We start from the raw sequence: 22,037 nt of genomic DNA, 5'->3' as shown, positions 1-22,037 counted from the left end.
TGATCCTCCATTTGGTAAAATTATATTACCAATTTTATCGACTGGCAAGTTACCGAATCCAACAATAGTGTCGCGGCATGACCTGGATCGACCGCACATTACTGTTTTCCTCGCTGGACTATGCAGCCGTTTTGCTATTGTTCGCGACATGGCTGGGGATTGGGTGGAGGATCGAAAATCCGTCCTCTCAGAAACCATCGGTTTCATTGATGATGGATGATTTCCGCAAGGTCTGGATGCGTGAAATGGTGACGCGCCAGCCGCGTGTGTTCGATGCACAAGTGATCTCGGCCATGCGCCAGGGCAGCACGTTCTTCGCTTCGACAATCATGATTGCAATAGGCGGCGGCTTGGCATTGCTTGGCAATACCGAACGCCTTGCTGGGGTTGCTGAAGATCTTGCCATCGGCCGTGCGCCTGCCATGGTTTGGGAAATCAAGATACTGATTATTCTGCTTTTTCTGTCGAACGCTTTTCTGAAATTTGTCTGGTCGCATCGCCTGTTTGGGTATTGCGCAATCCTGATGGCCGCTGTTCCAAATGATCCCGATGATCCACAGGCCTATCCACGCGCCACACAATCCGCTGATATCTGCATCACGGCGGCTCGTAGTTTCAATCGCGCGTTGCGGGCGACATATTTTGCGTTGGCTTCAATTGCATGGATACTTGGACCGGTAGCCTTGTTCCTAAGCTCAATCGTCACATTCGGTGTGCTCTATCGTCGCGAATTCGCCTCGCATTCACGCACCGTAATCATGACTGCGCCACCAAACACAGAGTCGTGATCGCAATGCCATGCGCGAGAGCATAGTTTGACCCCATGCGATATCTGATTCTCAGCGCCTTACTGGCCAGCCCCGCATTCGCCGACCCTCCGACGGTCGAACAGGTTTCAGCCCAATCAAATGGGGATACCTGGCGGTTCGACGTCACGATCCGCCACTCCGACACCGGATGGGATGACTATGCCGACGGCTGGCGTGTTCTGGATATGCAGGGGAACGAGCTGGGGATGCGTGTGCTGCATCACCCTCATGTCGATGAGCAGCCCTTTACACGGTCACTTGGCGGGGTGGTGATTCCGGACGGGACCACGCAGGTGCAAATTCAAGCGCGCGACAATGTCGGTGGTTGGAGCGAAGACACGACCGTGGTCGATCTGAACTGACCCTCAGAACACCCCGAGGCTGAGACCTGCGGCCAAGGCCGCTCCAACCTCACGACAGTTTTCAAGTTGTTCTTCAGGAATGATCTTTTCGGCCAAGATCGCTTTGGGTGTTTGCGCATGAGTGCAGATGATCAGGGGCGGTTGCACCTCTTTCAACCGCCACCCCGTTGCGATCCGTGCCATCTGTCGCACGGCATTCTCACCATCTGATCCGGCGCAGACCATCTGCGCATAGGGTCGACCTTCGATCTGACCCAGCACCGGATAATAGCAGCGGTCAAAGAACTCTTTCATCAGCCCAGAGATCGCGGCCAGGTTCTCGGGCGCGCAGAAGATATAGCCATCGGAGGCCAGCAAGTCGTTCGGACCGGCCTGATCGGCGGTTTTCAAGATGGTGTTCGCTTCATCCCGCGCTGCTTCGGCTGCGGCTTCAGCCATTTGCCGGGTGCCGCCGGTGCGCGAGTGGTAGACGATCAATAGCTGCGCCATGTCAGACCCGGTGATAAGGGCCGCCTGAAAGGATGGTCGCGGCCCGGTAAAGTTGCTCGGCCAGCATCACACGGACCAACATATGGGGCCAGACCATTGACCCAAAGGATAGGGAAAAATCAGCCTCCGCCCGCAGATTAGGGTCTATTCCGTCCGCTCCGCCGATGATCAGCGCCAGATCCTGTCGGCCCGCGTCGCGCCATCCACCCAGCTTTTTTGCAAAATCAGGCGAGGACAACACCCGTCCGCGCTCATCTAGGGTACAGATCACCACACCTTTGGGCAGCGCCTTGCGCAGCAGGGTGGCCTCGGCCCCCATGCCAGCGTTTTTCTTGTCTTCAACCTCGATCACGCGCGCAGGCCCAAGCCCCAGCGCGCGGCCGGTCCGGTCAAATCGGGTCAGATAGTCGTCAAGCAGGGATTTCTTCGGTCCGGCGCGCAATCGCCCGACCGCAACGATGCTGATACGCATGTCTCTCTCGCCTCCGACCCCTCAATACAGGCCGGGATAGCGCCTCAATTCGCCGAGGCGCTGCCGCCCTGAGGCAGCCACATCTTTTCCAGCTGATAGAATTCACGCACTTCGGGGCGGAAGATATGAACGACCACGTCGCCCGTATCGATCAGCACCCAGTCGCCGGCATCCTTGCCTTCGACCTTCGAGGTGAAACCGAATTCCTGCTTGATGCGATCCGTCAGCTTTTCCGCCATGGCCGAGACCTGGCGGGTCGACCGACCCGAGGCAATCACCATGTGATCCGCAACAGAAGACTTACCTTGCAGGTTGATCTGCACGACGTCTTCGGCCTTGTCATCGGAAAGTGAGGAAAGGATACGTTCAAGCAGCTTGTCGCTGATTGACTGAGAGTGGGCCATTACACCGGCCCCATCATCGGCGGGCAAACCCGCCTGTGTATGTAGAGACAGGACATAGTCCTCCTTTGCTGCGCGCCGCCAAACCCCGGCGCCGGGGTACTAATAAGGTAACAAGGGGATTGCAACATTTCAATGAAAGGGCCGACGCTGCGCCCCACATCCGGTCACTCTTTGGCGAGATGTTGCACCTCGGCGTCGGCCTCCGGGCCGCCCAATACACGGATTTCACGCTGCGGGAACGGAAGCGAGATGTCTTCGACCTTGAACGCATCCCACAGCGCCAGGAAGACATTGCCCCGAATGTTTGTCAGACCCTTGTTCGGATCACTGATCCAGAAGCGCAACACATAGTCCACGCTGCTGTCACCGAAACCAGTGATATGGCAGACAGGTTCATGTTTGCCTCCACTCAGCACTCGACCAACCGTCTTGACGGCACGGATCGCTGTCGCGCGGACTTTGTGCGGGTCGTCGTCGTAGCTGGTGCCGAAATCAAGATCCAACCGCACGAAACGGTCGGAATGCGACCAGTTCACCACCTGATTGGTAATCAGATCTTCGTTTGGAATCAGATATTCCCGACCATCCCGCGTAACCACCGAGACATAGCGCGCGCCCAGCGCGTTAATCCAACCGAATGTGTCCCCGAGTGAGATCACGTCGCCCGGTTTGATCGACCGGTCCATCAGGATGATGATGCCTGAGATCAGGTTCGAAACCACTTTTTGCAGGCCAAACCCAATCCCGACGCCAATGGCCCCGGACAGCAACGCTATGCCAGTCAGATCAAACCCGAGGGTGCGGATCGCCGCCATGAACACCGCCCCGTAGAGCAGCACCTGAATACCCTTGGCCAGAAGAACCTGCATCGATGGTGTTATGTCTTGATTGTTCGTAAGGCCGCGCTCAGCCGCGCGTGTGCCGACACGCGCCAAAGTCAGCAGGACGCCGATCAGCAGTACAGCCTTGATGATGCCCAGCGCCGAGATATGAAGATCACCGATAGAAATGGCGACGCCGTCTAGGAAACCGGCTACATCATCCGTCAGGTTCAACGCAATCAGCGTGGCATAGACCCACATAGACCATTTAAATATTTGTCGCAGCGTTCGGTTTCTCACCAATCGCGAAACCAACGCGATGGCCAGCCATGCAACAGCCAGCGTTGCGAAGACACCAAGTATATAGCTCCGCGACGGCCATGTGACCTGTTGCATCACCAGATAAAGCCCACCAGACAGCAACACAAAATAGACCAATGTCAGACGGCGCATCAGTTGTATCAATATCCGCAGACGCCATTTCGGCCATCCCACCCGGGCCCTCGCCCAGGTTTCCCATCGGCCCTGCGTCAGCAGTTTCAGCAAGAATGAGATTGCCCAGAGAAACAGGATGATGATGAGTTGATACTGCCGCCATCCTGGGGTGACGATCAACTCGACCAGACCTTCAATTTGCGAGGAAAACGCCGCCGTCATGTTGGCGTAAAGCTCCGAGAGCGTCTCCGGTAGTAAATCCTGGTTCATTCACCTCTCCTGCAGGTCAGCTTGGACAGCGATGCTGGATGATGCAAGCCCGCAGTGAGACGGTTGGGATTGAACCTTGATTGACACGAATGCCCGATATATCTGGTGCGTATGAGACTCAATGTGGCCCAAGAACAGAATCTGGAAGATCGCGCGCGTCTGCGTGAACGGTTCTTTGGGGCTGCCCGCACGGTCTTGGCCCGCCTATCGGCGGCCTAAGCCAACTCGCCAGCTATTTCTCATTTCATACGGGAGAGGACCGATGTCCCCCAAAACACTCTATGACAAGATCTGGGATGCCCATGTCGCCCACGAGGCCGATGATGGCACCTGCCTGCTGTATATCGACCGCCATCTGGTTCACGAAGTGACCAGCCCACAGGCGTTCGAAGGCCTGCGCATGGCGGGCCGCAAGGTGCGCGCGCCAGAAAAAACCATCGCCGTGCCGGATCACAACGTTCCGACCACGCCGGACCGTGTGAATGGTATCGAAAACCCGGAATCACGCATTCAGGTCGAGGCACTGGACAAGAACGCCAAAGATTTCGGCATTCACTATTACCCTGTGCACGACGTCCGTCAGGGCATTGTGCATATCGTCGGCCCCGAACAGGGCTGGACCCTGCCCGGCATGACCGTTGTTTGCGGCGACAGCCACACGGCGACTCATGGTGCATTCGGCGCTCTGGCGCACGGCATCGGCACATCCGAGGTTGAACACGTTCTGGCCACCCAGACTCTGATCCAGAAGAAGTCCAAGAATATGAAGGTCGAAATCACCGGCAAACTGCAGCCGGGTGTGACCGCCAAAGATATCACTCTGGCTGTGATCGGCGAGACCGGTACTGCTGGCGGTACAGGTTATGTCATCGAGTATTGCGGCGAAGCGATCCGTGATCTTTCGATGGAAGGGCGCATGACCGTCTGTAACATGGCCATCGAAGGCGGTGCCCGCGCTGGCCTGATCGCGCCGGATGAGACTACGTTCGAGTATGTCAAAGGCCGGCCCCATGCGCCGAAAGGTGCCCAGTGGGAAGCCGCGATGGACTGGTGGAAGACGCTTTACACCGACGAAGATGCGCATTTCGATAAAGTCATCACGCTGCGTGGTGAAGATATCGCGCCGGTCGTCACTTGGGGCACCAGTCCCGAAGATGTGCTGCCGATCACCGCATCCGTACCGCATCCCGAAGATTTCGAAGGCGGTAAAGTCGACGCGGCCCGCCGTTCGATCGAGTATATGGGCTTGGAAGCCGGTCAAAAGCTGAGCGATGTTGAAATCGACACTGTTTTCATCGGCTCTTGCACCAACGGTCGGATCGAAGACCTGCGCGCTGCGGCGGAAATCCTGAAAGGCAAGAAGATCAAGGACGGCATGCGCGCCATGGTCGTACCAGGCTCGGGCTTGGTGCGTGCACAGGCCGAAGAAGAAGGTTTGGCCGAGATCTTCAAAGATGCCGGTTTCGAGTGGCGTCTCGCGGGCTGTTCAATGTGTCTGGCGATGAACCCCGACCAGCTGCAACCGGGCGAGCGCTGTGCCGCGACTTCGAACCGCAACTTCGAAGGCCGTCAGGGTCGCGGTGGGCGTACCCATCTGCTGAGCCCTGCAATGGCTGCCGCTGCGGCAATCACAGGACGGCTGACAGACGTCCGTGAATTGATGTAAGAGTCTCTCATATCTAGATATTTGATGGAGAGACTAACATGAGTGATTGGGTCAAATGGCTACTGCTTGGACTTTTGTCCATAGCATTCGGGGTGTTCGTATTGGGCGCACCGGTCGTGGCGTCCGTTGCCGTAACAGTAGTAACTGGTGTGTTGCTATTGATTGCGGGCGGAATGCAGATCGTTGGTGGCTTCACGGTTGAAGGCACTGGCAACAAGATCCTGTCACTCATCATGGGTGCGGTCATGCTGTTTCTGGGCTGGTCCTTTCTGGATCACCCGCTGCAGGGCACGCTGACGCTAGCAACTGTGATGCTGATCCTGTTCATGGCAGGCGGTATCGCGCGGGTCATTCTGTCGTTCCAGATGAAAGGAACGCAGTTTTTCTGGCCCACGATGATCTCGGGCATCTTGTCGATCATCCTCGCCGGCATCATCTGGACCTATGTGGGCAAGGAACCGGCTGCTCTGCTGAGTATACTGGGGATCTTCCTGGGCATTGAGATGCTGTTCAACGGGTTCGGATTGGTCTTCATGGCGTTCTTCGTCAAGAACGCACCCAAGGACGAAACAACAGAAGCGAAAGAAGCTTAAACGCGGAGCACGGGCGCGGCCCTACCCCGCAGGAGTGTAGAAATGGAAAAGTTCGAAAAAGTCCACGGGGTGGCCGCCCCAATGCCACTGATCAATATCGACACCGATATGATCATTCCCAAAGTGCACCTGAAAACCATCAAACGCTCTGGCCTGGGTGTCGTGCTGTTTGATGAGATGCGCTATCACGATCATGGCGGCGAGAACGAAGATTTCGTTCTGAACAAACCCGCTTATCGCAACACCGAGATTCTGGTGGCTGGCGACAATTTCGGTTGCGGCTCGTCGCGGGAACATGCGCCATGGGCGATCAAGGATTTCGGCATCAAGGTGGTGATCTCGACAAGCTTCGCCGACATCTTTTTCAACAACTGCTTCAAGAACGGCATCCTGCCCATCGTAGTCGAAGAAGAGCATCACGCGATTCTTATGGATGACGCGCACAAGGGTGAAAACGCCCGCATGACCGTGCATCTGGAAGATCAGCAGATTACCACTTCGGATGGCATGGTCATCGAGTTCGACATTGACCCACACCGCAAGCACTGCCTGCTGAACGGTCTGGACGATATTGGCCTGACGATGGAAAAAGACCATCACATCGACAAGTTCGAAGATCATGCGAGTCAGGCCCGCCCCTGGGTATGATTCTGGGGACGAATCTGTTGATACTCAACCTAACAGGGTCGCAAGCGCGGCCCTGTTCGCATTCTTGGGGCAAAAACCCAGTGCACCACAACATATAGGTATCAATTTGAGATACACGTCGGATTTGCGTCGAAATTGATGCAATCCCGCACCAGTTGCGCCATCATTTTGCCCGAAATTGCGTGTTATTTGCTCATTGGCTTGAGCGAAATACCGCTTATCGGCAAAGTTGGCACCCATGAGGTAGCCGCCAACGAACGAGCGGTGAGCACAAGTTGGACGATAAGTCGGCACAGAATCGACTACGCCGGTTTGAAAAAGGGTTCGGATTGTGATTGCACGCACAACGGGGGCGGCGATACGTGGATTATTGGTAGCACTTATGGTGCTTACCCCTGCGTTGTACCTGCCTACATCGACGTCGAATGGGACTGAGATTGTCGTCTTTCTGGCGATCCTTGCGTTTATCCTGACTTTCTCGGAATACAACTCGGCCTTTCCAAGCTTTATCGAATTTCGTGACGCACCACCTGTGAACAGGCTGCGCTTTGTCGGTTTGATGTCGATGGTTACCTTCCTGACGCTGATCTGCAAAAACGCCTATGCCCCCTCGGAACTTACTGGCCTGTTTTATTCAGTTGGCCTGATGGTCGCGAATGTGGTGGATTTCCCCTACTCCCCCGTTCGTCTTGTGGTTTTGATGCTGCCCGCCGATGCCAGCCAGCCCCTCGTAGATTTGGTGCGTATCTCCGCCAGCGTCGCTTATGTCGCGGCCTTGGTTACCATCGCCAGCTTTGCCTATGCGGTGAAGCTTCGGGGATGGCCAACAGGCAACGGCGCGTTCAACGTCTGGACCAATCTACCGCTGTTTGACCCAACCAAGGGTGGTGATGTGGTCACCCGTCTGCAGCGTGACGGGCGGCTCAACATCGCAATTGGGGCTTTGCTGCCTTTCCTGATTCCCGCCCTGATCAAACTGATGGCTGCTTTCATCACGCCGATCGCGCTCAGCAATCCGCAGACATTGATCTGGACCCTTTGCGCATGGGCATTCCTGCCTGCCAGCATGATCATGCGAGGCATGGCGACACTACGCATTGCCGGCCTGATCGTTGAGAAGCGCCGCGCATACTCAACTTCCGAGTCAACTCAGATCGCATGATCCGACTGCTGGTTCTGTTGCTGTTGCCGTTTACGGCACAGGCAGAGACATTGCGCATCGCAAGTTTCAATACAGAACTCAGTCGCGAAGGTCCCGGCCTGTTGCTGCGTGATATTCGGCGGAACGACCCTCAGGTCGCTGCGGTGATCGAGGTGCTGATGACAACCCGTCCCGATATCGTCGCGCTGCAAGGCATCGATTGGGATTTAGACGGGCTTGCCCTTGCTGCGCTGGTCGAGGCGCTGAAAAGCAACGGCTTGGATTATCGATACAGTTACGCCGAGCAACCCAATTCCGGGATCGAAACCGCGTTGGATCTGGATGGGGACGGCGAGACGGGCGGTCCGGGCGATGCACAAGGCTGGGGGCGGTTCACCGGCCAGAATGGGCTGGCAGTGCTGTCCCGCTATCCTATCGCTACCGATCAAGTGCGGTCATTCACCCAGTTGCGGTGGCGCGACTTGCCGAATGCCCAGCTGCCAGCCGAGGATGGAGAGCCCTTCCCATCACCACAAGCGCAGGCTGTTCAGCGGCTGTCTTCTACATCGCATTGGGTCGTTCCGGTCGACACCCCGAGTGGTCGCCTAAACCTGATGACGTTTCACGCCAGCCCGCCTGTCTTTGATGGACCTGAAGATCGGAACGGACTGCGCAACCGGGATGAAATTCGGCTCTGGTCGCTTTTGCTGAACGGTGATCTGGGTGAGAAACCTACAGGCCGTTTTGTCATCGCAGGTGATGCGAACCAGGATCCTTACAAAGGCGAGGGTCGCAAATCAGCAATCCGTAATCTTCTGGCCGATCCGCAACTGCAGGATCCGATGCCTGTTGACCCTGCGGGGTCAACTTCAACAGTTTTGTGGAAGGGCGTTGGCGAGATGAGAGTGGATTATGTCCTACCTTCGGCGGATTGGCGTGTGCACGATGCGGGCATTTACTGGCCGGAACCCACATCCCGTGACGCGGCCGTCGCCGCAAGCCGTCACCGGCTTGTCTGGGTCGATCTATTCGACGAATAGGCTTCGATCATGACCGTATGACTGTGCCGAATCGCTGGCGGGATTCATATTGCACAGGTTCAGACACGGCGTTCCTCAACGCGTCATTTAGGTCGGTCTGCGCAAATTCCGGGAGCAGAGCATCAAAGAGGCGTGCGTCCAGCCGGTGAGAAGTATTCCATAGATACCTCATCTCAAGCAAATGAGGCGCCATACGCCAGAACGGGCGGGCCAGATGCAAAGGCCACCATGCCATCTGTTTAAGGGTGAGTTCACGCCCCGCAACCTGCGAAAGCGCCAATGCCATTTCATTGCCGGTCAAGGTGTATCCAGCATAGGGGACATCGCAGAAACGCGGTAGCAGGCTGCGCATTTCTGCCAACTCCACAGCAGCGCGAGTTAAATCGGGCAGATAGGCCCAAGCATGCTCGATATCCGGATTGCCGGGATACACAAAGCGCCCGCGCCGCAAGTGTTTGATGAGAATCTGATCGAACCAATTGCCAGAGGCCGTGGTGTCTATGAAATCACCTGCCCGCAACATGATGGTCCGAACCGACGAGGCACGATAAGCCTCTTCCATCTCGATCCGAATGCGTCCCAACGGATTTCGCGCAAGATGCGGTGTCCTGGTCGACCAGGGGCCGGGCGTATCCGCACCGAAAACATAAACGTTCCCCGGGACAATGACCGTCAAGTCACGCTCTGATGCAGCGGCGATTACCTGACGATGCAACTCTGGCACCTGCTCCGCCCAGTCGGGGTAAAGCGGGTTCCAGGCGTTCACGATGACGTCTACTCCACGTACCGCCGTGCGCAATTCCTCCCTGCGTCGATCAAACTTTTGCACAATCCATCCCGCATCCGAAAAGGCTCTTGCAGCGTTGCGTCCAAATCGACCGGTGGCCCCGAGAATAAGTACCGTTTGTGGCATTGATCCCTCCGTTCCGGATCAATCTATTCATTCACGATGTTTTGGAAATTGCGAAAAATCGCAGATTATGTATTCGTTTTTGAATGGCTAAAACACTCCAACTATCCGACTGGTCCTTAGTTCAAAGCTTTCTGGCGGTTGCCGAAACCGGCTCACTATCCGCAGCCGCAAAGCAACTGGGTCGCAGCCAGCCGACGCTTGGACGTCAGGTGCATGCGCTGGAAGAAGAATTGGGGGTCTCGCTGTTTGATCGTCACGCGCGTGGACTGACGCTCAGCGAGGTGGGGCAGCAAGTGCTGCCAATGGCGCAGCAGATGTACAGCGCAGTCAATGCCCTGGGGCTGACGGCAGCGGGTCAGGCGCAACAGCTGGAAGGGTCGGTCAGGATCACCGCTTCGGTATTTGTATCGCATCACCTGTTGCCGCCGATACTTGCCGCAATCCGTGAGGCAGAACCGGCGATTCAGCTTGATCTGGTCGCCTCGGATGCCAGCGAAAACTTGCTGTTCCGCGAAGCCGATATTGCCGTGCGCATGTATCGCCCCGAACAGGTCGACATCGTGGCAAAGCATATCGGTGAGGTTCCGCTGTGTTTCTGCGCCGCCCAAAGCTATCTGGATCGTGCGGGGCGACCAACAACGCCGAAAGAGCTGATGCAGCACGACCTTGTGGGATTTGACACCAATGAAGACATTATCACCGCTATGCGGAACAAGGGCTGGCCTGCCAGCCGGGACAGCTTTGCCACGCGATGCGACAACCAGACTGCCTATTGGGAATTGATCCGCGCAGGGTGTGGGGTGGGCTTCAGCCAACTCAGCATCGCGCAGTCCGATCCTCTGGTCGAAGTGCTAGATATTGATGTCGAGATACCGGTGCTGCCGGTCTGGCTGGCTGCCCCTCAGGCGATGCGACAGACCCCGCGCATTCGCAGAGTCTGGGATCTGCTGGCCGACAGGTTGAAGGCCCGGCTTTAAAATCGCCTACAGCGCGCCGGTATAGGTGCCGCGCGCAGGATAGTTATTGGCCAAGGTGAATTTCAAACCGCCGACGATGTCCGACATCGGCGGTCGCGCAAAAGGCGTTGTCTGCTGCCAGACGTAATAGAGGGTCTGATCAGGTTTGATATAGAAATGTCCCGGCTCAGCGAACATCGCTGGCTCGGCGCTACCTTCACGAGCCACCGAGATGTTCAGACCCCAGATATCCCGCGCGTCGGCCATGGACAGGCCGTATCCTACGCGCAGCTTCGACACTCCGGCCTTCTCAACCGTCTCGGCCGCACGTTCGTCGGTATCCGTGGTGATCATGATCACCTCAATCCCCAGCTCGGCGAATTCATCCAGCGCAGCCTCGACCTCACCCATTTGGCGAACGCAGATCGGGCAATGCAGACCACGATACTGAATCACCAGCGTTCCGTTTTCACCAGTGTCGCGCTCAAGATCAAAGGTGCCATGGCTTACTGTTTCGATTTTTAGCGATGGGGCCGGATTTCCGGGTGTCAGCATGTGGTTTCCTCGTGATTTGATGGGTTCGTCTCATTGACCCGATGCGCCGCAAACGCTAGGGCCTGTGCGACAAAACGCAAGGAGACTGTCGATGTCCAACCCCTCGCTCCTCATCCTGCCCGGAGACGGAATTGGCCCGGAAGTTATGGCCGAAGTGCGCAAAATCATCGATTGGTTCGGCGCCAATCGCGGTCTTCAATTTGACGTGAGCGAGGATCTGGTCGGCGGCGCTGCCTATGACGCGCACGGGAAGCCCCTGTCGGACGAAACCATGGCCAAAGCACAAGAGGTTGATGCGGTTCTTCTGGGTGCGGTTGGCGGCCCTAAGTATGACGATCTGGACTTCAGCCTGAAGCCCGAACGTGGCCTGTTGCGTTTGCGCAAGGAAATGGACCTGTACTCCAACCTGCGCCCAGCTCAGTGCTTCGACGCGCTGGCGGATTTCTCGTCGCTGAAGAAGGATGTGGTCGCTGGCCTCGACATCATGATCGTGCGCGAGCTGACTTCGGGCGTCTATTTCGGTGAGCCGCGCGGTATTTTCGAGGAAGGCAATGAACGCGTTGGCATCAACACCCAGCGCTACACTGAATCCGAGATCGAACGCGCCGCACGTTCGGCATTCGAGCTGGCGATGCGCCGGAACAAGAAACTGTGCTCGATGGAAAAAGCCAATGTGATGGAATCGGGTATTCTTTGGCGCGAAGTCGTGACCCGCGTCGGCCAGGAATATCCCGAGGTCGAGCTGTCACACATGTATGCAGACAACGGCGCGATGCAGCTTGTGCGCGCGCCCAAACAGTTTGACGTGATCGTCACCGACAACCTCTTTGGCGATGTACTATCCGATTGCGCAGCGATGCTGACCGGATCTTTGGGCATGCTGCCGTCTGCCTCGCTGGGCGCACCGATGGCGAATGGCCGCCCTAAGGCCATGTATGAACCCGTTCATGGCTCGGCCCCGGACATTACAGGTCAAGGCAAGGCCAACCCAATTGCGTGTATCCTCAGCTTCGCCATGGCACTGCGCTACAGCTTTGACCAGGGCGACGAAGCGGATCGTCTGGAAACCGCGATCGAGAAGGTTCTGGCCGACGGCGTTCGCACAGCTGACCTGCTGGCCGAAGAAGGGGTTGAGCCGGTTTCGACCAGCGAAATGGGTGATGCAATTCTGGCAGCGCTAGACGAAAGCGTCTGATCTTACGATTATTCAGACATCAAAGGCGGTGCCCAGCGCACCGCCTTTTTTTGTTGGTCAGTTTCCGAAGATGTTGTTCAGCAGGTTGTTGATCGCACGGTCCAAACCGGTTTGATTCTTACGGCGCTGTTGGTGCGGCTGCGCGGTTCTAACCGGTGGGTCCGGCACCAACATGGGCAACGGCGTGGGCGTCATCCCTTCTGTCACGCGCAGCATGGTCTCTTTCCATATCTCCGCCGGCAAGCCTCCACCTGTGACACCTGACAACGGCGTATTGTCATCATACCCCATCCAAACGCCCGTAACGTAGTCCGCGGTAAATCCGATAAACCACGCATCGCGTGCGGCCTGGGTCGTGCCGGTCTTGCCCGCCACCTGCCAGCCCGGCAGCTTTGCCCGTCCGCCTGTACCTTCAGAGACCACACGCTCCATCATCCAGGTCAGTTGTTTGGCGGCCTTGTCGTTGATGACGCGTTCACCAATACCGGTTGTCGTGATCATAACTGGATCGGTCTCACCAAGCAGCTTCAACTCGGTCAGACCATAGGGTTCCACCGCTGAACCGCCGTTCAGGATACCAGCGTAAGCGCCCGTCATCTCTATCAGCGTGCTTTCCGATGCGCCGAGCGCCAGCGCGAGTCCCTCGGCCAGATCACTTGAAAGGCCGAAACCACTGGCAACCGTGCGCACGTTGTCCAGCCCCGAGATATCCGCCACTTTGACTGCGGGAATATTCAACGAATTCTTCAACGCATCTGCTAATGTCACCCGGCCATAGAACTTATTGGTGTAGTTCTTCGGGCACCACTGACCTGAACCTGCGATGTTCCAGCACGTTGGTTCATCCATCACCGTGTCCAGCGGTGAATATCCCAACTCCAAGGCCGTCGCATAGACAAACGGTTTGAACGACGAACCCGTTTGACGCAGAGCCTGCGTAGCCCGGTTGAACGCCCCCGAAACACGAGTCTTGCGCCCACCGACCATACCTCGAACCGCGCCATCCGCTGACATCACCACAATAGCGGCCTGCGCTTTGGACCCTTCGCGCACTTTCTCCTGGAAGATGAATTTAAGCGCCTCTTCTGCCGACGTTTGAATGCGCTGATCCAGTGTGGTTCGGATCACCACGTCCTCGGTTGTGTTACGTGTGAAAAACTCAGGCCCGCTGGCCATCACCCAATCGGCAAAGTAACCACCAGCACGCGCGGCAGCGGCCTCGGACAACTGCGCCGGACGGCTGCGGGCCTCGCTGGCCTGCGCGCTGCTCAGATAGCCCTGAGCCTCCATCAGCCCAACCACCAAACGTGCTCGATCTTGTGAACGTTGCAGGTTGTTCGTAGGCGCATAGCGTGTCGGGGCCACCAATAGACCTGCCAGCATTGCTGCCTCGGCCGGAGACACTTCGGCTGCTGAAATACCGAAATACCGCTGGCTGGCGGCCTCGAAGCCGCGGGCTCCCGCACCGAGGAAGGCGCGGTTCAGATAGATCGTCAGAATTTCATCCTTGGAGTATTTGACCTCCATCGCAATGGCATAAACTGCCTCTTTCGCCTTGCGCCAAAGCGAACCCTGACGGCAATCGGCTTCATATGCAGCCTCAGACTCCCATTCGCTGGGCTCATAAGGCACACCCAGGCATAGAAGTTTCGCGGTTTGCTGGGTGATCGTTGAACCACCGTGACCAGACAGCGGTCCACGTCCTTCACTCAGGTTGATGCGTACCGCGCTGGCGACACCGCGCGGGCTGACGCCGAAATGGCGGTAGAACCGTTTATCCTCGGTTGCAATCACGGCGTTCTTGAGATGCGGCGAAACTGTATCCGCCGTAATCACGCCGCCAAACTGATCGCCGCGCCAGGCAAAGACCTTGCCGTCGCGATCCAGCAAGGTCACCGAACCACGTGCCCGCCCATCAAGCAGGGCATCGACATCCGGCAATGAGGTGTAAACAACACCCACCGCCAGCGCCAACAGCAACCCCGCCACTGCGCCGACCCTCCAAGTGATCCCCCAAATTATGCGCCAGAGCCAGCGGAACAGCCGGCGGAAAATGCCACCGCCCTTCCCACCAGAACTGCGCCGCGTTTTCTTCCGCGCCGTTTTGCGCGGAGCGGCTTTTCGGGCCGTCGACTTCTTACCAGCAGGTTTTGCTGCCCGCTTGGTCGCCGCAGGCTTTCGGCCTTTGGACGGGTACCTTTTATCCGCGACAAGGCGCGATTTGCGACGGTTGGACTCAGTCATGCTCAAACTCTGCCCGGTTATGCTTTTGGGGCACCATACCCCGCCGGAACGGCCATGTAGAGGTGTGAAATACCCGTATTTCCCCTCACAAGTTTGCCTATATTTTCACCAAATAGCGTGTTTTGTGCAAAAATTGTGCATAATTGCTGATTTTTTACCCTCATTTACCCTCCGAAAACGTTCCATCTGAACCTCTGTCGCGCATTTTTCTGCAGGTGCAAAATGCCGGGCCGCCCGGAGTAGTAGAGGGGAAAGACGTGAAACTGATCATTGCGACAATCAAACCGTTCAAGCTTGAGGAGGTGCGCGAAGCACTGACCAATGCAGGCGTGCGCGGCATGATGGTGACTGAGATCAAAGGGTTTGGCTCGCAATCGGGTCACACCGAGATTTATCGCGGTGCCGAATACGCCGTGAATTTCGTTCCCAAGATCAAGCTTGAGATCGTGGTGCCCGCCACCATGGCCGACCAGATCGTCGAAACCATCACCACAACCGCCAAGACCGGCAAGATCGGTGACGGCAAGATTTTCGTCCTCGATGTCGAGCAAGCCCTGCGCGTGCGGACCGGGGAAACCAACGAAGAGGCGCTTTAAGCGCGCTTACTCACAATCACTCGAGGACTAACAATGAACCTGATGAAATCTCTCATCCCTGCCGCTGCGATCGTCGCACTGCCGCAGATGGGTCTTGCGCAAGAGGCCGCTACCGGAGAGCCCGCGCAACACACCCAATATATATTCACCACGCTGCTGTTCCTGATGGGCGGTTTCCTGGTGTTCTTCATGGCTGCAGGCTTTGCCATGCTCGAAGGCGGGCTGGTGCGGTCCAAGAACGTCGCGATGCAGATGACCAAAAACATCGCACTGTTTTCGATCGCCGCGATCATGTACTGGCTGATCGGCTTCAACCTGATGTACCCCGGTGATGGTTGGACCATTTCTGGCTGGCTGGGCCCGTTTTTCTCGACCACCGTGCTTGACCCAGTGGGTGTCGGTGCAGATGCTGCGGCGCTTGACTACGCCTCAATCGGTTCGGATTTCTTCTTCCAACTGGTCTTTGTCGCAGCGACCGCCTCGATCGTGTCCGGTGCGGTGGCTGAACGGATCAAATTGTGGCCCTTTCTTGCCTTCGTTGTTGTCCTAACCGGCATCATGTACCCGATCTCGGGCTCGTGGCAGTGGGGTGGTGGTTGGCTGTCCGAAGCAGGCTTCTCGGACTTCGCTGGTTCGACCATCGTGCACTCGGTCGGTGGCTGGGCGGCTCTGGCAGGTGCTCTCATCCTTGGGCCGCGTATCGGTAAGTACAAGGACGGTAAAGTGCACCCGATGCCTGGTTCGAACCTGGCTCTGGCCACTCTGGGTACCTTTATCCTGTGGCTGGGTTGGTTCGGCTTCAACGGTGGTTCGCAGCTGGCGATGGGCACTGTAGGAGATGTCTCGGACGTATCGCGCATCTTTGCCAACACCAACATGGCTGCTGCATCCGGAGCCGTTGCCGCCCTTATCATGACACAGCTGCTGTACAAAAAGCCCGACCTGACCATGGTGCTGAACGGCGCGCTGGCGGGACTGGTGTCGATCACTGCTGAGCCGCTGGCCCCAACCCTGTTCGGCGCTCTGTGGATCGGTGCTGTGGGCGGTATCATCGTGGTCTTCGCGGTTCCGATGCTGGACAAGTTCAAGATCGACGACGTAGTCGGCGCCATCCCGGTCCACCTGTTCGCTGGCATCTGGGGCACCATCGCCGTGATCTTCTATGGCGAAGCCAGCCTGATCACTCAGCTGACCGGGATCATTGCTTATGGTGTCTTCACCTTTGGTGCTGCTCTTATCCTTTGGTCGATCCTGAAGGCCACCGTAGGTATCCGTGTTAGCGAAGAGGACGAGATCAACGGCCTCGACATGGCTGAACTGGGTATGGAAGCGTATCCGGAATTCTCCAAGGGCTAATAGCCAACCAAGTAAAAACAAAAAAACCCGGGCGTTCGCGCCCGGGTTTTCCTTCATTCAAAGATATCGCTCAGACGCCGACATCGACAATCGCCTGCGCCAGAATGGGCACAGTATTGGCGTTCAAACCAGCGATGTTCAGACGGCTGTCACCGACCATGTAAATGCCGTGATCGGCACGCAGCTTTTCAACCAGTTCTGGCGCGGCCCCCAGTCGCGAGAACATGCCGCGATGCTGGGCGATAAATCCAAATCGATCCGATCCACTAAGGCTCTGCAGCTCATCAGCCAGTTGCTGACGCAGGCCCAGCATGGAAAGGCGGACATCTTCCAATTCGGTCGCCCAATCTGCCCGCAGAGCATCGTCATTCAGGATCGTCGTCACCACCCGCGCGCCGTGATCAGGCGGGAATGAGTAGTTCTGGCGGTTCAGAAATGCCAGCGTAGACTGGTTCAGTGCAGTCTGTGCCGGATCGTCACTGATCGCCATCAGCAGGCCGGTGCGTTCACGGTAGACGCCGAAGTTCTTCGAACAAGACGCCGCGATCAGGCAGCGCTTCACTGACGATGCTACCAGACGGGTTGCCTGCGCATCTTCTTCCAGACCGTCGCCAAAGCCCTGATAGGCGATGTCGATCATTGCGACGAGGCCACGCGCGTTGATCAGGTTCACGACCTCTTGCCATTGCACCATATTTAAGTTGGCACCCGTTGGGTTGTGGCAACAGCCGTGCAGAAGAACCACGTCGCCTGCATTGGCAGTTTTCAGGTCCTCGATCATACCGTCGAAATCGACGCCACGAGATTCTCCGTCGAAATAACGGTATTGGACTGTCTCGATCCCTAGATAGTTCAGGATCGACAAATGGTTTGGCCATGTGGGGTTCGACACGAAAACACGCGCGGTGGGGTTGGCCATACGGATCATCTCAAACGCCTGACGACAGGCACCGGTACCACCGGGGGTGGCTACGGCTGCAATGTTGCCACGCGGGACAGAAGTTCCGAGGATCAAGTCGATCATCGCGTCCGCAAAGGCTGGATCACCAGCCAGACCGGTATAAGCCTTGCTCTCCTGCTCTTCGAGAATACGCTTTTCAGCTGCTTTCACCGCGCGCATCACCGGAGTGACCCCCTCGGCGTTCTTGTAGACGCCAACGCCCAGATCGATCTTCTGATCACGTGGGTCGTCGCGGTACATCTGCATCAACGCCAGAATCTTGTCTGCTGGCTGCGGTTTAAGGTTCTCGAACATCAGTTCTCTCCGGTTGCGACGGGCAGGGTTGGGAAGGCACCCCATTCAGCCCAGGAGCCGTCATAAAGCGCGTGGTCTTTCTTGCCCATGCGTTCCAATGCAAGGCTGAGAATTGCGGCAGTCACACCAGAGCCACAGGATGTGATCGCGGGTTTCGATAAGTCGACGCCGGCATCTTCGAAAACCGCGCGGCAGTCTTCGGGCGACTTCATCGTGCCATTCTTGTTCAACAGCATTCCAAAAGGCACGTTGCGCGAGCCTGGGATATGACCCGAGCGCAACCCCTCGCGCGGTTCAGCTTCGGTCCCGACGAAACGGGCCGCCGAGCGGGCATCGATGATCTCGTGATCCGCAAGCTTCGCGGCTGATGAAACTTGCGTCACATCGCGGACAAGGTGGTTCTGAACCCGCACCGTCATATGACGGTCGCGAATAATGGGGGGCAGGTCTTCGATCTCGCGCCCTTCAGACTGCCATTTGGGCAATCCACCATCCAGAACGGCAATATTGTCCTGTCCCATCAGACGGAACAACCACCAGACCCGCGCCGCCGACATCAGCCCCGCACCGTCATAGACCACGACCTGATGGCCATCTCCAACGCCCATCGCGCGCAGGCGCGACATGAACTTCTCGACCGGAGGTGCCATATGCGGCAGGTCAGAACGATGGTCGGATATCTCATCAATATCAAAGAACCGCGCACCAGGGATGTGGGCAGAGTCATACTCTGCCTTGGCGTCTCGCGCTTGCTGCGGCAGGTACCACGACCCATCCAGAATCCTTAGATCCGGATCCTTGAGATGTGCGGCAAGCCATTCGGTAGAAACGAGGGTTTTTGGATCGTCCTGCATCTATGCCTCCCCTAAGCGAGCTTGGGTTTTCCCTATACTTGGCTGGATGCAGGTTCAAGGCTGGATAGCGCTAGCGTCCCGACCACACTGGATTTATCGCAATCGACGCAGGCGATAATACTGGATGATCCCAATAACGCTGATGATGATCCAGAAGCCTTCGATCAGCATCGACGCCAGATTGAAGTTCTGCAGCAGTGAGAACACGATCAGCACCGAACCGATAAGATTCACCAGCGGAAAGGCCAGATCCTCCGAGTTCATCACTCGCATCTGGGTCGCAAAATATGCCGCAACAACGATCAAAGCCCCGAATGAGCCGATGGCATCGACGACGGTCAAACTGTCCAGTAGTGCGGTCATTGTATGGGGCTTTCCTATTCTGAAACTTCCGCTGGTTGCGAATAGTGGTGCATATTTAGAAAAGCAGCTCCCTGATCACCAGCGCGGTATCCATGCGGCACATCCGCAGAAAATCGCAACCCTTGACCGGATTGTAGCGGAACCCAGTTTCCATTTCGCAGCACGTCCAAAGCTCCGCTCAGAACAAAAACCTCTTCGGTTACGCCTGCTGCATGGGCCGGAGATTCGTGGCTTTGATTGGGTGACAACTCGACATGAAATGTTTCGGCCCCCAATGCGGGATCAAAGGGAAAGACAATCTTGACTTCGATGCTTCCTGGAAATCTCACGGTACTGAACACATCGGCATCTGTCGTGTCACGCATTGCAGCAGTACCAATCAAAGCACTCAGCGGGAGCTGGAAACCCTTCGCGATCTTCCACAGGGTCGCAATGGTCGGGCTTGATTCGCCACGCTCGATCTGGCCCAGCATGGCTTTGCTGACCCCGGTGAGTTCCGCGACTTTTGACAGGCTTAGCCCGGATGCCGCCCGCACATCCCTTAGTTTTAGCGTTAGTTCGTCCGATTCCATACCCGCGCCCTGCGATTTGCCTTGTGCGTTATAACGTACATATGATACGTGCGCTATAACGTACACACCCAATATCGCAGTTTGGGCAATAGGGATACAGCATCATGCCAATGTACCGATCCAGAACCTCCACCCATGGCCGCAACATGGCCGGTGCTCGCGGCCTGTGGCGCGCCACCGGTATGGGAGACGACGATTTCGGCAAACCGATCATCGCCATCGTCAACTCGTTCACCCAGTTTGTACCCGGTCACGTCCACCTGAAGGACCTGGGACAGATGGTTGCGCGTGAGGTTGAGGCCGCTGGCGGTGTCGCCAAAGAGTTCAACACCATCGCGGTCGATGATGGCATCGCCATGGGCCATGACGGGATGCTGTATTCGCTGCCCTCGCGTGAGGTGATTGCGGATTCTGTTGAATACATGGTTAACGCCCACTGCGCGGACGCTATGGTCTGTATCTCGAACTGCGACAAGATCACGCCCGGCATGTTGATGGCGGCCATGCGTCTGAACATCCCTGCGATCTTTGTCTCGGGTGGACCTATGGAGGCGGGCAAGATCGACATCGCCGATCTGGACGCCAAGAAGATCGACCTTGTCGACGCGATGGTTGCCGCAGCGGATGATCGATTTACCGATGAGCAGGTGCAACACATTGAAGAAAACGCCTGTCCAACCTGTGGTTCATGCTCGGGCATGTTCACCGCGAACTCGATGAATTGTCTGGCCGAGGCACTGGGTCTGGCGCTGCCGGGCAATGGCTCGACCCTGGCCACACATGCCGACCGTAAAGAGTTGTTCTTGGAAGCTGGTCGCCGCATCGTCGAGATCACCAAGCGCCACTATGATCTGGACGAGAAAGGCTTCCTGCCGCGTGAAATCGCCACGTTCGACGCGTTCGAAAATGCCATGAGCTTGGATATCGCAATGGGTGGATCGACCAATACGGTGCTTCATTTGCTGGCCATCGCGCACGAAGGTGAAGTGCATTTCACCATGTCCGACATGGACCGCCTGAGCCGCCAAGTGCCCTGTTTGTGCAAAGTCGCGCCCAACATCGAAAACGTGCACATGGAAGACGTCCACCGCGCTGGTGGCATCTTCTCGATCCTCGGTGAACTCAGCCGTGCAGGCTTGCTGCATGAGGATTGCCATACAGTGCATTCGGGCACCATGGGCGAAGCAATTGCCAACTGGGACATCAAAGTCGCCAACAACCCGAAGGCTCAGGACCTATTCAAAGCGGCGCCCGGCGGCGTGCGTACTACACAAGCATTCAGCCAGTCTAACCGCTACAAGGAGTTGGACACTGATCGCGAAGGCGGCGTGATCCGTTCGAAAGAGCACGCATTCAGCCAGGATGGCGGTCTGGCGGTATTGTTCGGCAACATTGCGCGCGACGGCTGTATCGTGAAAACTGCGGGTGTGGATGAGAACATCCTGAAATTCACAGGCTCAGCTTATGTCTGCGAAAGCCAGGATCAGGCAGTGAATGATATTCTGACCGGCAAGGTCAAGGAAGGCGACGTGGTGGTCATCCGCTACGAAGGCCCGCGCGGTGGGCCGGGAATGCAGGAAATGCTGTATCCGACTTCGTATCTGAAATCCAAGGGACTGGGCAAAGCCTGCGCGCTGCTGACTGACGGTCGTTTCTCGGGTGGTACCTCGGGACTGTCAATCGGCCACGTCTCGCCCGAAGCAGCGGAAGGTGGTGAGATCGGTTTGGTGAAAACCGGCGACACGATCGAAATCGACATTCCCAACCGCAGCATCCATCTGGCGGTCTCCGACGAAGACCTGGCCGCGCGGCGCGAAGAGCAGGACGAGAAGGGCTGGCAGCCCGTTGCACCACGTAAGCGTAAAGTGTCCACCGCGCTAAAAGCCTATGCCAAATTGACGACCAGTGCCGCGAAAGGGGCCGTCCGTCAGGTCTAAGCACTGCGGGTGAGCGAATACTCCCGCACCCGATACATGGAATCGGCTGCGCCGATTCCACTTTCGGAATTTGGGCCCGGCGCCGCGCTTT

The 22,037-nt window shown here is 57.0% G+C and carries 24 protein-coding genes; 13 read left to right on the top strand and 11 right to left on the bottom strand.

What is annotated here, in order from left to right; all coding sequences use genetic code 11:
• Positions 1-77 precede the first annotated feature (77 nt).
• Together ACR0NM_RS13370 and ACR0NM_RS13365 are read left to right on the top strand one after the other, a co-directional pair.
• Positions 78-788 carry a DUF599 domain-containing protein gene (locus ACR0NM_RS13370; protein ID WP_170818477.1) on the top strand — a complete coding sequence of 237 codons (711 nt, stop codon included), beginning with the start codon at positions 78-80 and terminating at the stop codon, positions 786-788.
• A gap of 35 nt (positions 789-823) precedes the next feature.
• Entirely contained in the window at positions 824-1,171 is a 348-nt protein-coding gene (locus ACR0NM_RS13365; protein WP_170395187.1) for a hypothetical protein, read from the top strand.
• 3 nt (positions 1,172-1,174) lie between these two features.
• Here ACR0NM_RS13365 and ACR0NM_RS13360 read toward each other — a convergent pair whose 3' ends face one another.
• The 4 genes from ACR0NM_RS13360 to ACR0NM_RS13345 form a co-directional block, all read right to left on the bottom strand.
• A complete protein-coding gene (locus ACR0NM_RS13360) occupies positions 1,175-1,660 on the bottom strand; it encodes a flavodoxin family protein (RefSeq protein ID WP_480615149.1) in 486 nt (161 codons plus the stop codon).
• A gap of 1 nt (position 1,661) precedes the next feature.
• Positions 1,662-2,132: a 23S rRNA (pseudouridine(1915)-N(3))-methyltransferase RlmH gene (gene rlmH, locus ACR0NM_RS13355; protein ID WP_480615147.1), complete on the bottom strand. Its 471-nt coding sequence runs from the start codon at positions 2,130-2,132 to the stop codon at positions 1,662-1,664.
• A 44-nt stretch (positions 2,133-2,176) separates the two neighbouring features.
• A complete protein-coding gene (gene rsfS, locus ACR0NM_RS13350; protein WP_039541351.1) occupies positions 2,177-2,536 on the bottom strand; it encodes a ribosome silencing factor in 360 nt (119 codons plus the stop codon).
• Positions 2,537-2,700: 164 nt separating this feature from the next.
• Positions 2,701-4,062, bottom strand: a complete 1,362-nt coding sequence (locus ACR0NM_RS13345; protein WP_170408707.1) for a mechanosensitive ion channel domain-containing protein — start codon at positions 4,060-4,062, stop codon at positions 2,701-2,703.
• Positions 4,063-4,185: 123 nt separating this feature from the next.
• On the opposite strand from ACR0NM_RS13345, the gene ACR0NM_RS13340 reads away from it, so the two are divergent.
• The 6 genes from ACR0NM_RS13340 (at position 4,186) to ACR0NM_RS13315 (ending at position 9,150) form a co-directional block, all read left to right on the top strand.
• A complete protein-coding gene (locus ACR0NM_RS13340) occupies positions 4,186-4,281 on the top strand; it encodes an isopropylmalate isomerase (protein ID WP_260023663.1) in 96 nt (31 codons plus the stop codon).
• Between the two features lie 43 nt (positions 4,282-4,324).
• Positions 4,325-5,728: a 3-isopropylmalate dehydratase large subunit gene (gene leuC / locus ACR0NM_RS13335; protein WP_170395174.1), complete on the top strand. Its 1,404-nt coding sequence runs from the start codon at positions 4,325-4,327 to the stop codon at positions 5,726-5,728.
• Between the two features lie 38 nt (positions 5,729-5,766).
• Entirely contained in the window at positions 5,767-6,321 is a 555-nt protein-coding gene (locus ACR0NM_RS13330) for an HdeD family acid-resistance protein (protein WP_170395171.1), read from the top strand.
• Between the two features lie 42 nt (positions 6,322-6,363).
• Complete coding sequence (leuD, locus tag ACR0NM_RS13325; RefSeq protein WP_170395169.1) at positions 6,364-6,969, top strand: 3-isopropylmalate dehydratase small subunit; 606 nt, start codon at positions 6,364-6,366, stop codon at positions 6,967-6,969.
• A 331-nt stretch (positions 6,970-7,300) separates the two neighbouring features.
• Positions 7,301-8,131, top strand: a complete 831-nt coding sequence (locus ACR0NM_RS13320; RefSeq protein ID WP_170395166.1) for a hypothetical protein — start codon at positions 7,301-7,303, stop codon at positions 8,129-8,131.
• Positions 8,128-9,150 carry an endonuclease/exonuclease/phosphatase family protein gene (locus ACR0NM_RS13315; protein WP_480615145.1) on the top strand — a complete coding sequence of 341 codons (1,023 nt, stop codon included), beginning with the start codon at positions 8,128-8,130 and terminating at the stop codon, positions 9,148-9,150. The genes ACR0NM_RS13320 and ACR0NM_RS13315 overlap by 4 nt, the downstream gene beginning before the upstream one ends.
• A gap of 7 nt (positions 9,151-9,157) precedes the next feature.
• Here the strand turns inward: ACR0NM_RS13315 and ACR0NM_RS13310 are convergent, their stop codons facing one another.
• A complete protein-coding gene (locus tag ACR0NM_RS13310) occupies positions 9,158-10,063 on the bottom strand; it encodes a sugar nucleotide-binding protein (RefSeq protein ID WP_480615143.1) in 906 nt (301 codons plus the stop codon).
• Between the two features lie 83 nt (positions 10,064-10,146).
• Here ACR0NM_RS13310 and ACR0NM_RS13305 point away from each other — a divergent pair, with 83 nt between their 5' ends.
• The gene (locus ACR0NM_RS13305) at positions 10,147-11,040 is read left to right on the top strand and encodes a LysR family transcriptional regulator (RefSeq protein WP_480615141.1); all 894 of its coding nucleotides are present in this window, start codon (positions 10,147-10,149) and stop codon (positions 11,038-11,040) included.
• Between the two features lie 6 nt (positions 11,041-11,046).
• Here the strand turns inward: ACR0NM_RS13305 and ACR0NM_RS13300 are convergent, their stop codons facing one another.
• The gene (locus tag ACR0NM_RS13300) at positions 11,047-11,574 is read right to left on the bottom strand and encodes a redoxin domain-containing protein (protein WP_480615139.1); all 528 of its coding nucleotides are present in this window, start codon (positions 11,572-11,574) and stop codon (positions 11,047-11,049) included.
• Between the two features lie 91 nt (positions 11,575-11,665).
• Between ACR0NM_RS13300 and leuB the strand changes: the two genes are divergently transcribed.
• Positions 11,666-12,769 (top strand): 3-isopropylmalate dehydrogenase, encoded by a 1,104-nt coding sequence (leuB, locus tag ACR0NM_RS13295; protein ID WP_170515495.1) that lies wholly within the window; start codon positions 11,666-11,668, stop codon positions 12,767-12,769.
• Positions 12,770-12,826: 57 nt separating this feature from the next.
• Here leuB and ACR0NM_RS13290 read toward each other — a convergent pair whose 3' ends face one another.
• A complete protein-coding gene (locus ACR0NM_RS13290) occupies positions 12,827-15,013 on the bottom strand; it encodes a transglycosylase domain-containing protein (RefSeq protein WP_480615137.1) in 2,187 nt (728 codons plus the stop codon).
• Between the two features lie 257 nt (positions 15,014-15,270).
• On the opposite strand from ACR0NM_RS13290, the gene ACR0NM_RS13285 reads away from it, so the two are divergent.
• Both ACR0NM_RS13285 and ACR0NM_RS13280 read left to right on the top strand, forming a co-directional pair.
• The gene (locus tag ACR0NM_RS13285) at positions 15,271-15,609 is read left to right on the top strand and encodes a P-II family nitrogen regulator (protein ID WP_039541190.1); all 339 of its coding nucleotides are present in this window, start codon (positions 15,271-15,273) and stop codon (positions 15,607-15,609) included.
• A gap of 33 nt (positions 15,610-15,642) precedes the next feature.
• Positions 15,643-16,965, top strand: coding sequence for an ammonium transporter (locus ACR0NM_RS13280; protein ID WP_170395150.1), 1,323 nt, complete (start codon positions 15,643-15,645; stop codon positions 16,963-16,965).
• A gap of 70 nt (positions 16,966-17,035) precedes the next feature.
• Here ACR0NM_RS13280 and ACR0NM_RS13275 read toward each other — a convergent pair whose 3' ends face one another.
• The 4 genes from ACR0NM_RS13275 to ACR0NM_RS13260 form a co-directional block, all read right to left on the bottom strand.
• Complete coding sequence (locus ACR0NM_RS13275) at positions 17,036-18,220, bottom strand: amino acid aminotransferase (protein ID WP_170664331.1); 1,185 nt, start codon at positions 18,218-18,220, stop codon at positions 17,036-17,038.
• Positions 18,220-19,074, bottom strand: coding sequence for a 3-mercaptopyruvate sulfurtransferase (gene sseA / locus ACR0NM_RS13270; protein WP_480615135.1), 855 nt, complete (start codon positions 19,072-19,074; stop codon positions 18,220-18,222). Before sseA ends, ACR0NM_RS13275 begins: the two co-directional genes overlap by 1 nt.
• Positions 19,075-19,167: 93 nt before the next feature.
• Positions 19,168-19,437: a CBU_0592 family membrane protein gene (locus ACR0NM_RS13265; RefSeq protein ID WP_170395139.1), complete on the bottom strand. Its 270-nt coding sequence runs from the start codon at positions 19,435-19,437 to the stop codon at positions 19,168-19,170.
• 14 nt (positions 19,438-19,451) lie between these two features.
• On the bottom strand, positions 19,452-20,009 hold the full coding sequence (locus tag ACR0NM_RS13260; RefSeq protein ID WP_170395136.1) for an XRE family transcriptional regulator: 558 nt from the start codon (positions 20,007-20,009) through the stop codon (positions 19,452-19,454).
• Between the two features lie 104 nt (positions 20,010-20,113).
• Between ACR0NM_RS13260 and ilvD the strand changes: the two genes are divergently transcribed.
• Positions 20,114-21,946, top strand: coding sequence for a dihydroxy-acid dehydratase (gene ilvD / locus ACR0NM_RS13255; RefSeq protein WP_170395133.1), 1,833 nt, complete (start codon positions 20,114-20,116; stop codon positions 21,944-21,946).
• Positions 21,947-22,037: the final 91 nt, after the last annotated feature.

The organism is Ruegeria sp. AF2 (assembly GCF_056542025.1).
Note: the sequence above shows the minus strand (reverse complement) of the source record. Positions and strands in the feature narration are given on the sequence as shown.

Coding starts and splice junctions, on each gene's coding strand:
- ACR0NM_RS13305 (WP_480615141.1), top strand. CDS start 10,147: ATGGCTAAAACACTCCAACTATCCGACTGGTCCTTAGTTCAAAGCTTT.
- ilvD (WP_170395133.1), top strand. CDS start 20,114: ATGCCAATGTACCGATCCAGAACCTCCACCCATGGCCGCAACATGGCC.
- ACR0NM_RS13365 (WP_170395187.1), top strand. CDS start 824: ATGCGATATCTGATTCTCAGCGCCTTACTGGCCAGCCCCGCATTCGCC.
- ACR0NM_RS13290 (WP_480615137.1), bottom strand. CDS start 15,013: ATGACTGAGTCCAACCGTCGCAAATCGCGCCTTGTCGCGGATAAAAGG.
- ACR0NM_RS13315 (WP_480615145.1), top strand. CDS start 8,128: ATGATCCGACTGCTGGTTCTGTTGCTGTTGCCGTTTACGGCACAGGCA.
- ACR0NM_RS13275 (WP_170664331.1), bottom strand. CDS start 18,220: ATGTTCGAGAACCTTAAACCGCAGCCAGCAGACAAGATTCTGGCGTTG.
- ACR0NM_RS13300 (WP_480615139.1), bottom strand. CDS start 11,574: ATGCTGACACCCGGAAATCCGGCCCCATCGCTAAAAATCGAAACAGTA.
- ACR0NM_RS13280 (WP_170395150.1), top strand. CDS start 15,643: ATGAACCTGATGAAATCTCTCATCCCTGCCGCTGCGATCGTCGCACTG.
- sseA (WP_480615135.1), bottom strand. CDS start 19,074: ATGCAGGACGATCCAAAAACCCTCGTTTCTACCGAATGGCTTGCCGCA.
- leuB (WP_170515495.1), top strand. CDS start 11,666: ATGTCCAACCCCTCGCTCCTCATCCTGCCCGGAGACGGAATTGGCCCG.
- ACR0NM_RS13260 (WP_170395136.1), bottom strand. CDS start 20,009: ATGGAATCGGACGAACTAACGCTAAAACTAAGGGATGTGCGGGCGGCA.
- rlmH (WP_480615147.1), bottom strand. CDS start 2,132: ATGCGTATCAGCATCGTTGCGGTCGGGCGATTGCGCGCCGGACCGAAG.
- ACR0NM_RS13370 (WP_170818477.1), top strand. CDS start 78: ATGACCTGGATCGACCGCACATTACTGTTTTCCTCGCTGGACTATGCA.
- ACR0NM_RS13330 (WP_170395171.1), top strand. CDS start 5,767: ATGAGTGATTGGGTCAAATGGCTACTGCTTGGACTTTTGTCCATAGCA.
- rsfS (WP_039541351.1), bottom strand. CDS start 2,536: ATGGCCCACTCTCAGTCAATCAGCGACAAGCTGCTTGAACGTATCCTT.
- leuD (WP_170395169.1), top strand. CDS start 6,364: ATGGAAAAGTTCGAAAAAGTCCACGGGGTGGCCGCCCCAATGCCACTG.
- ACR0NM_RS13310 (WP_480615143.1), bottom strand. CDS start 10,063: ATGCCACAAACGGTACTTATTCTCGGGGCCACCGGTCGATTTGGACGC.
- ACR0NM_RS13345 (WP_170408707.1), bottom strand. CDS start 4,062: ATGAACCAGGATTTACTACCGGAGACGCTCTCGGAGCTTTACGCCAAC.
- leuC (WP_170395174.1), top strand. CDS start 4,325: ATGTCCCCCAAAACACTCTATGACAAGATCTGGGATGCCCATGTCGCC.
- ACR0NM_RS13265 (WP_170395139.1), bottom strand. CDS start 19,437: ATGACCGCACTACTGGACAGTTTGACCGTCGTCGATGCCATCGGCTCA.
- ACR0NM_RS13360 (WP_480615149.1), bottom strand. CDS start 1,660: ATGGCGCAGCTATTGATCGTCTACCACTCGCGCACCGGCGGCACCCGG.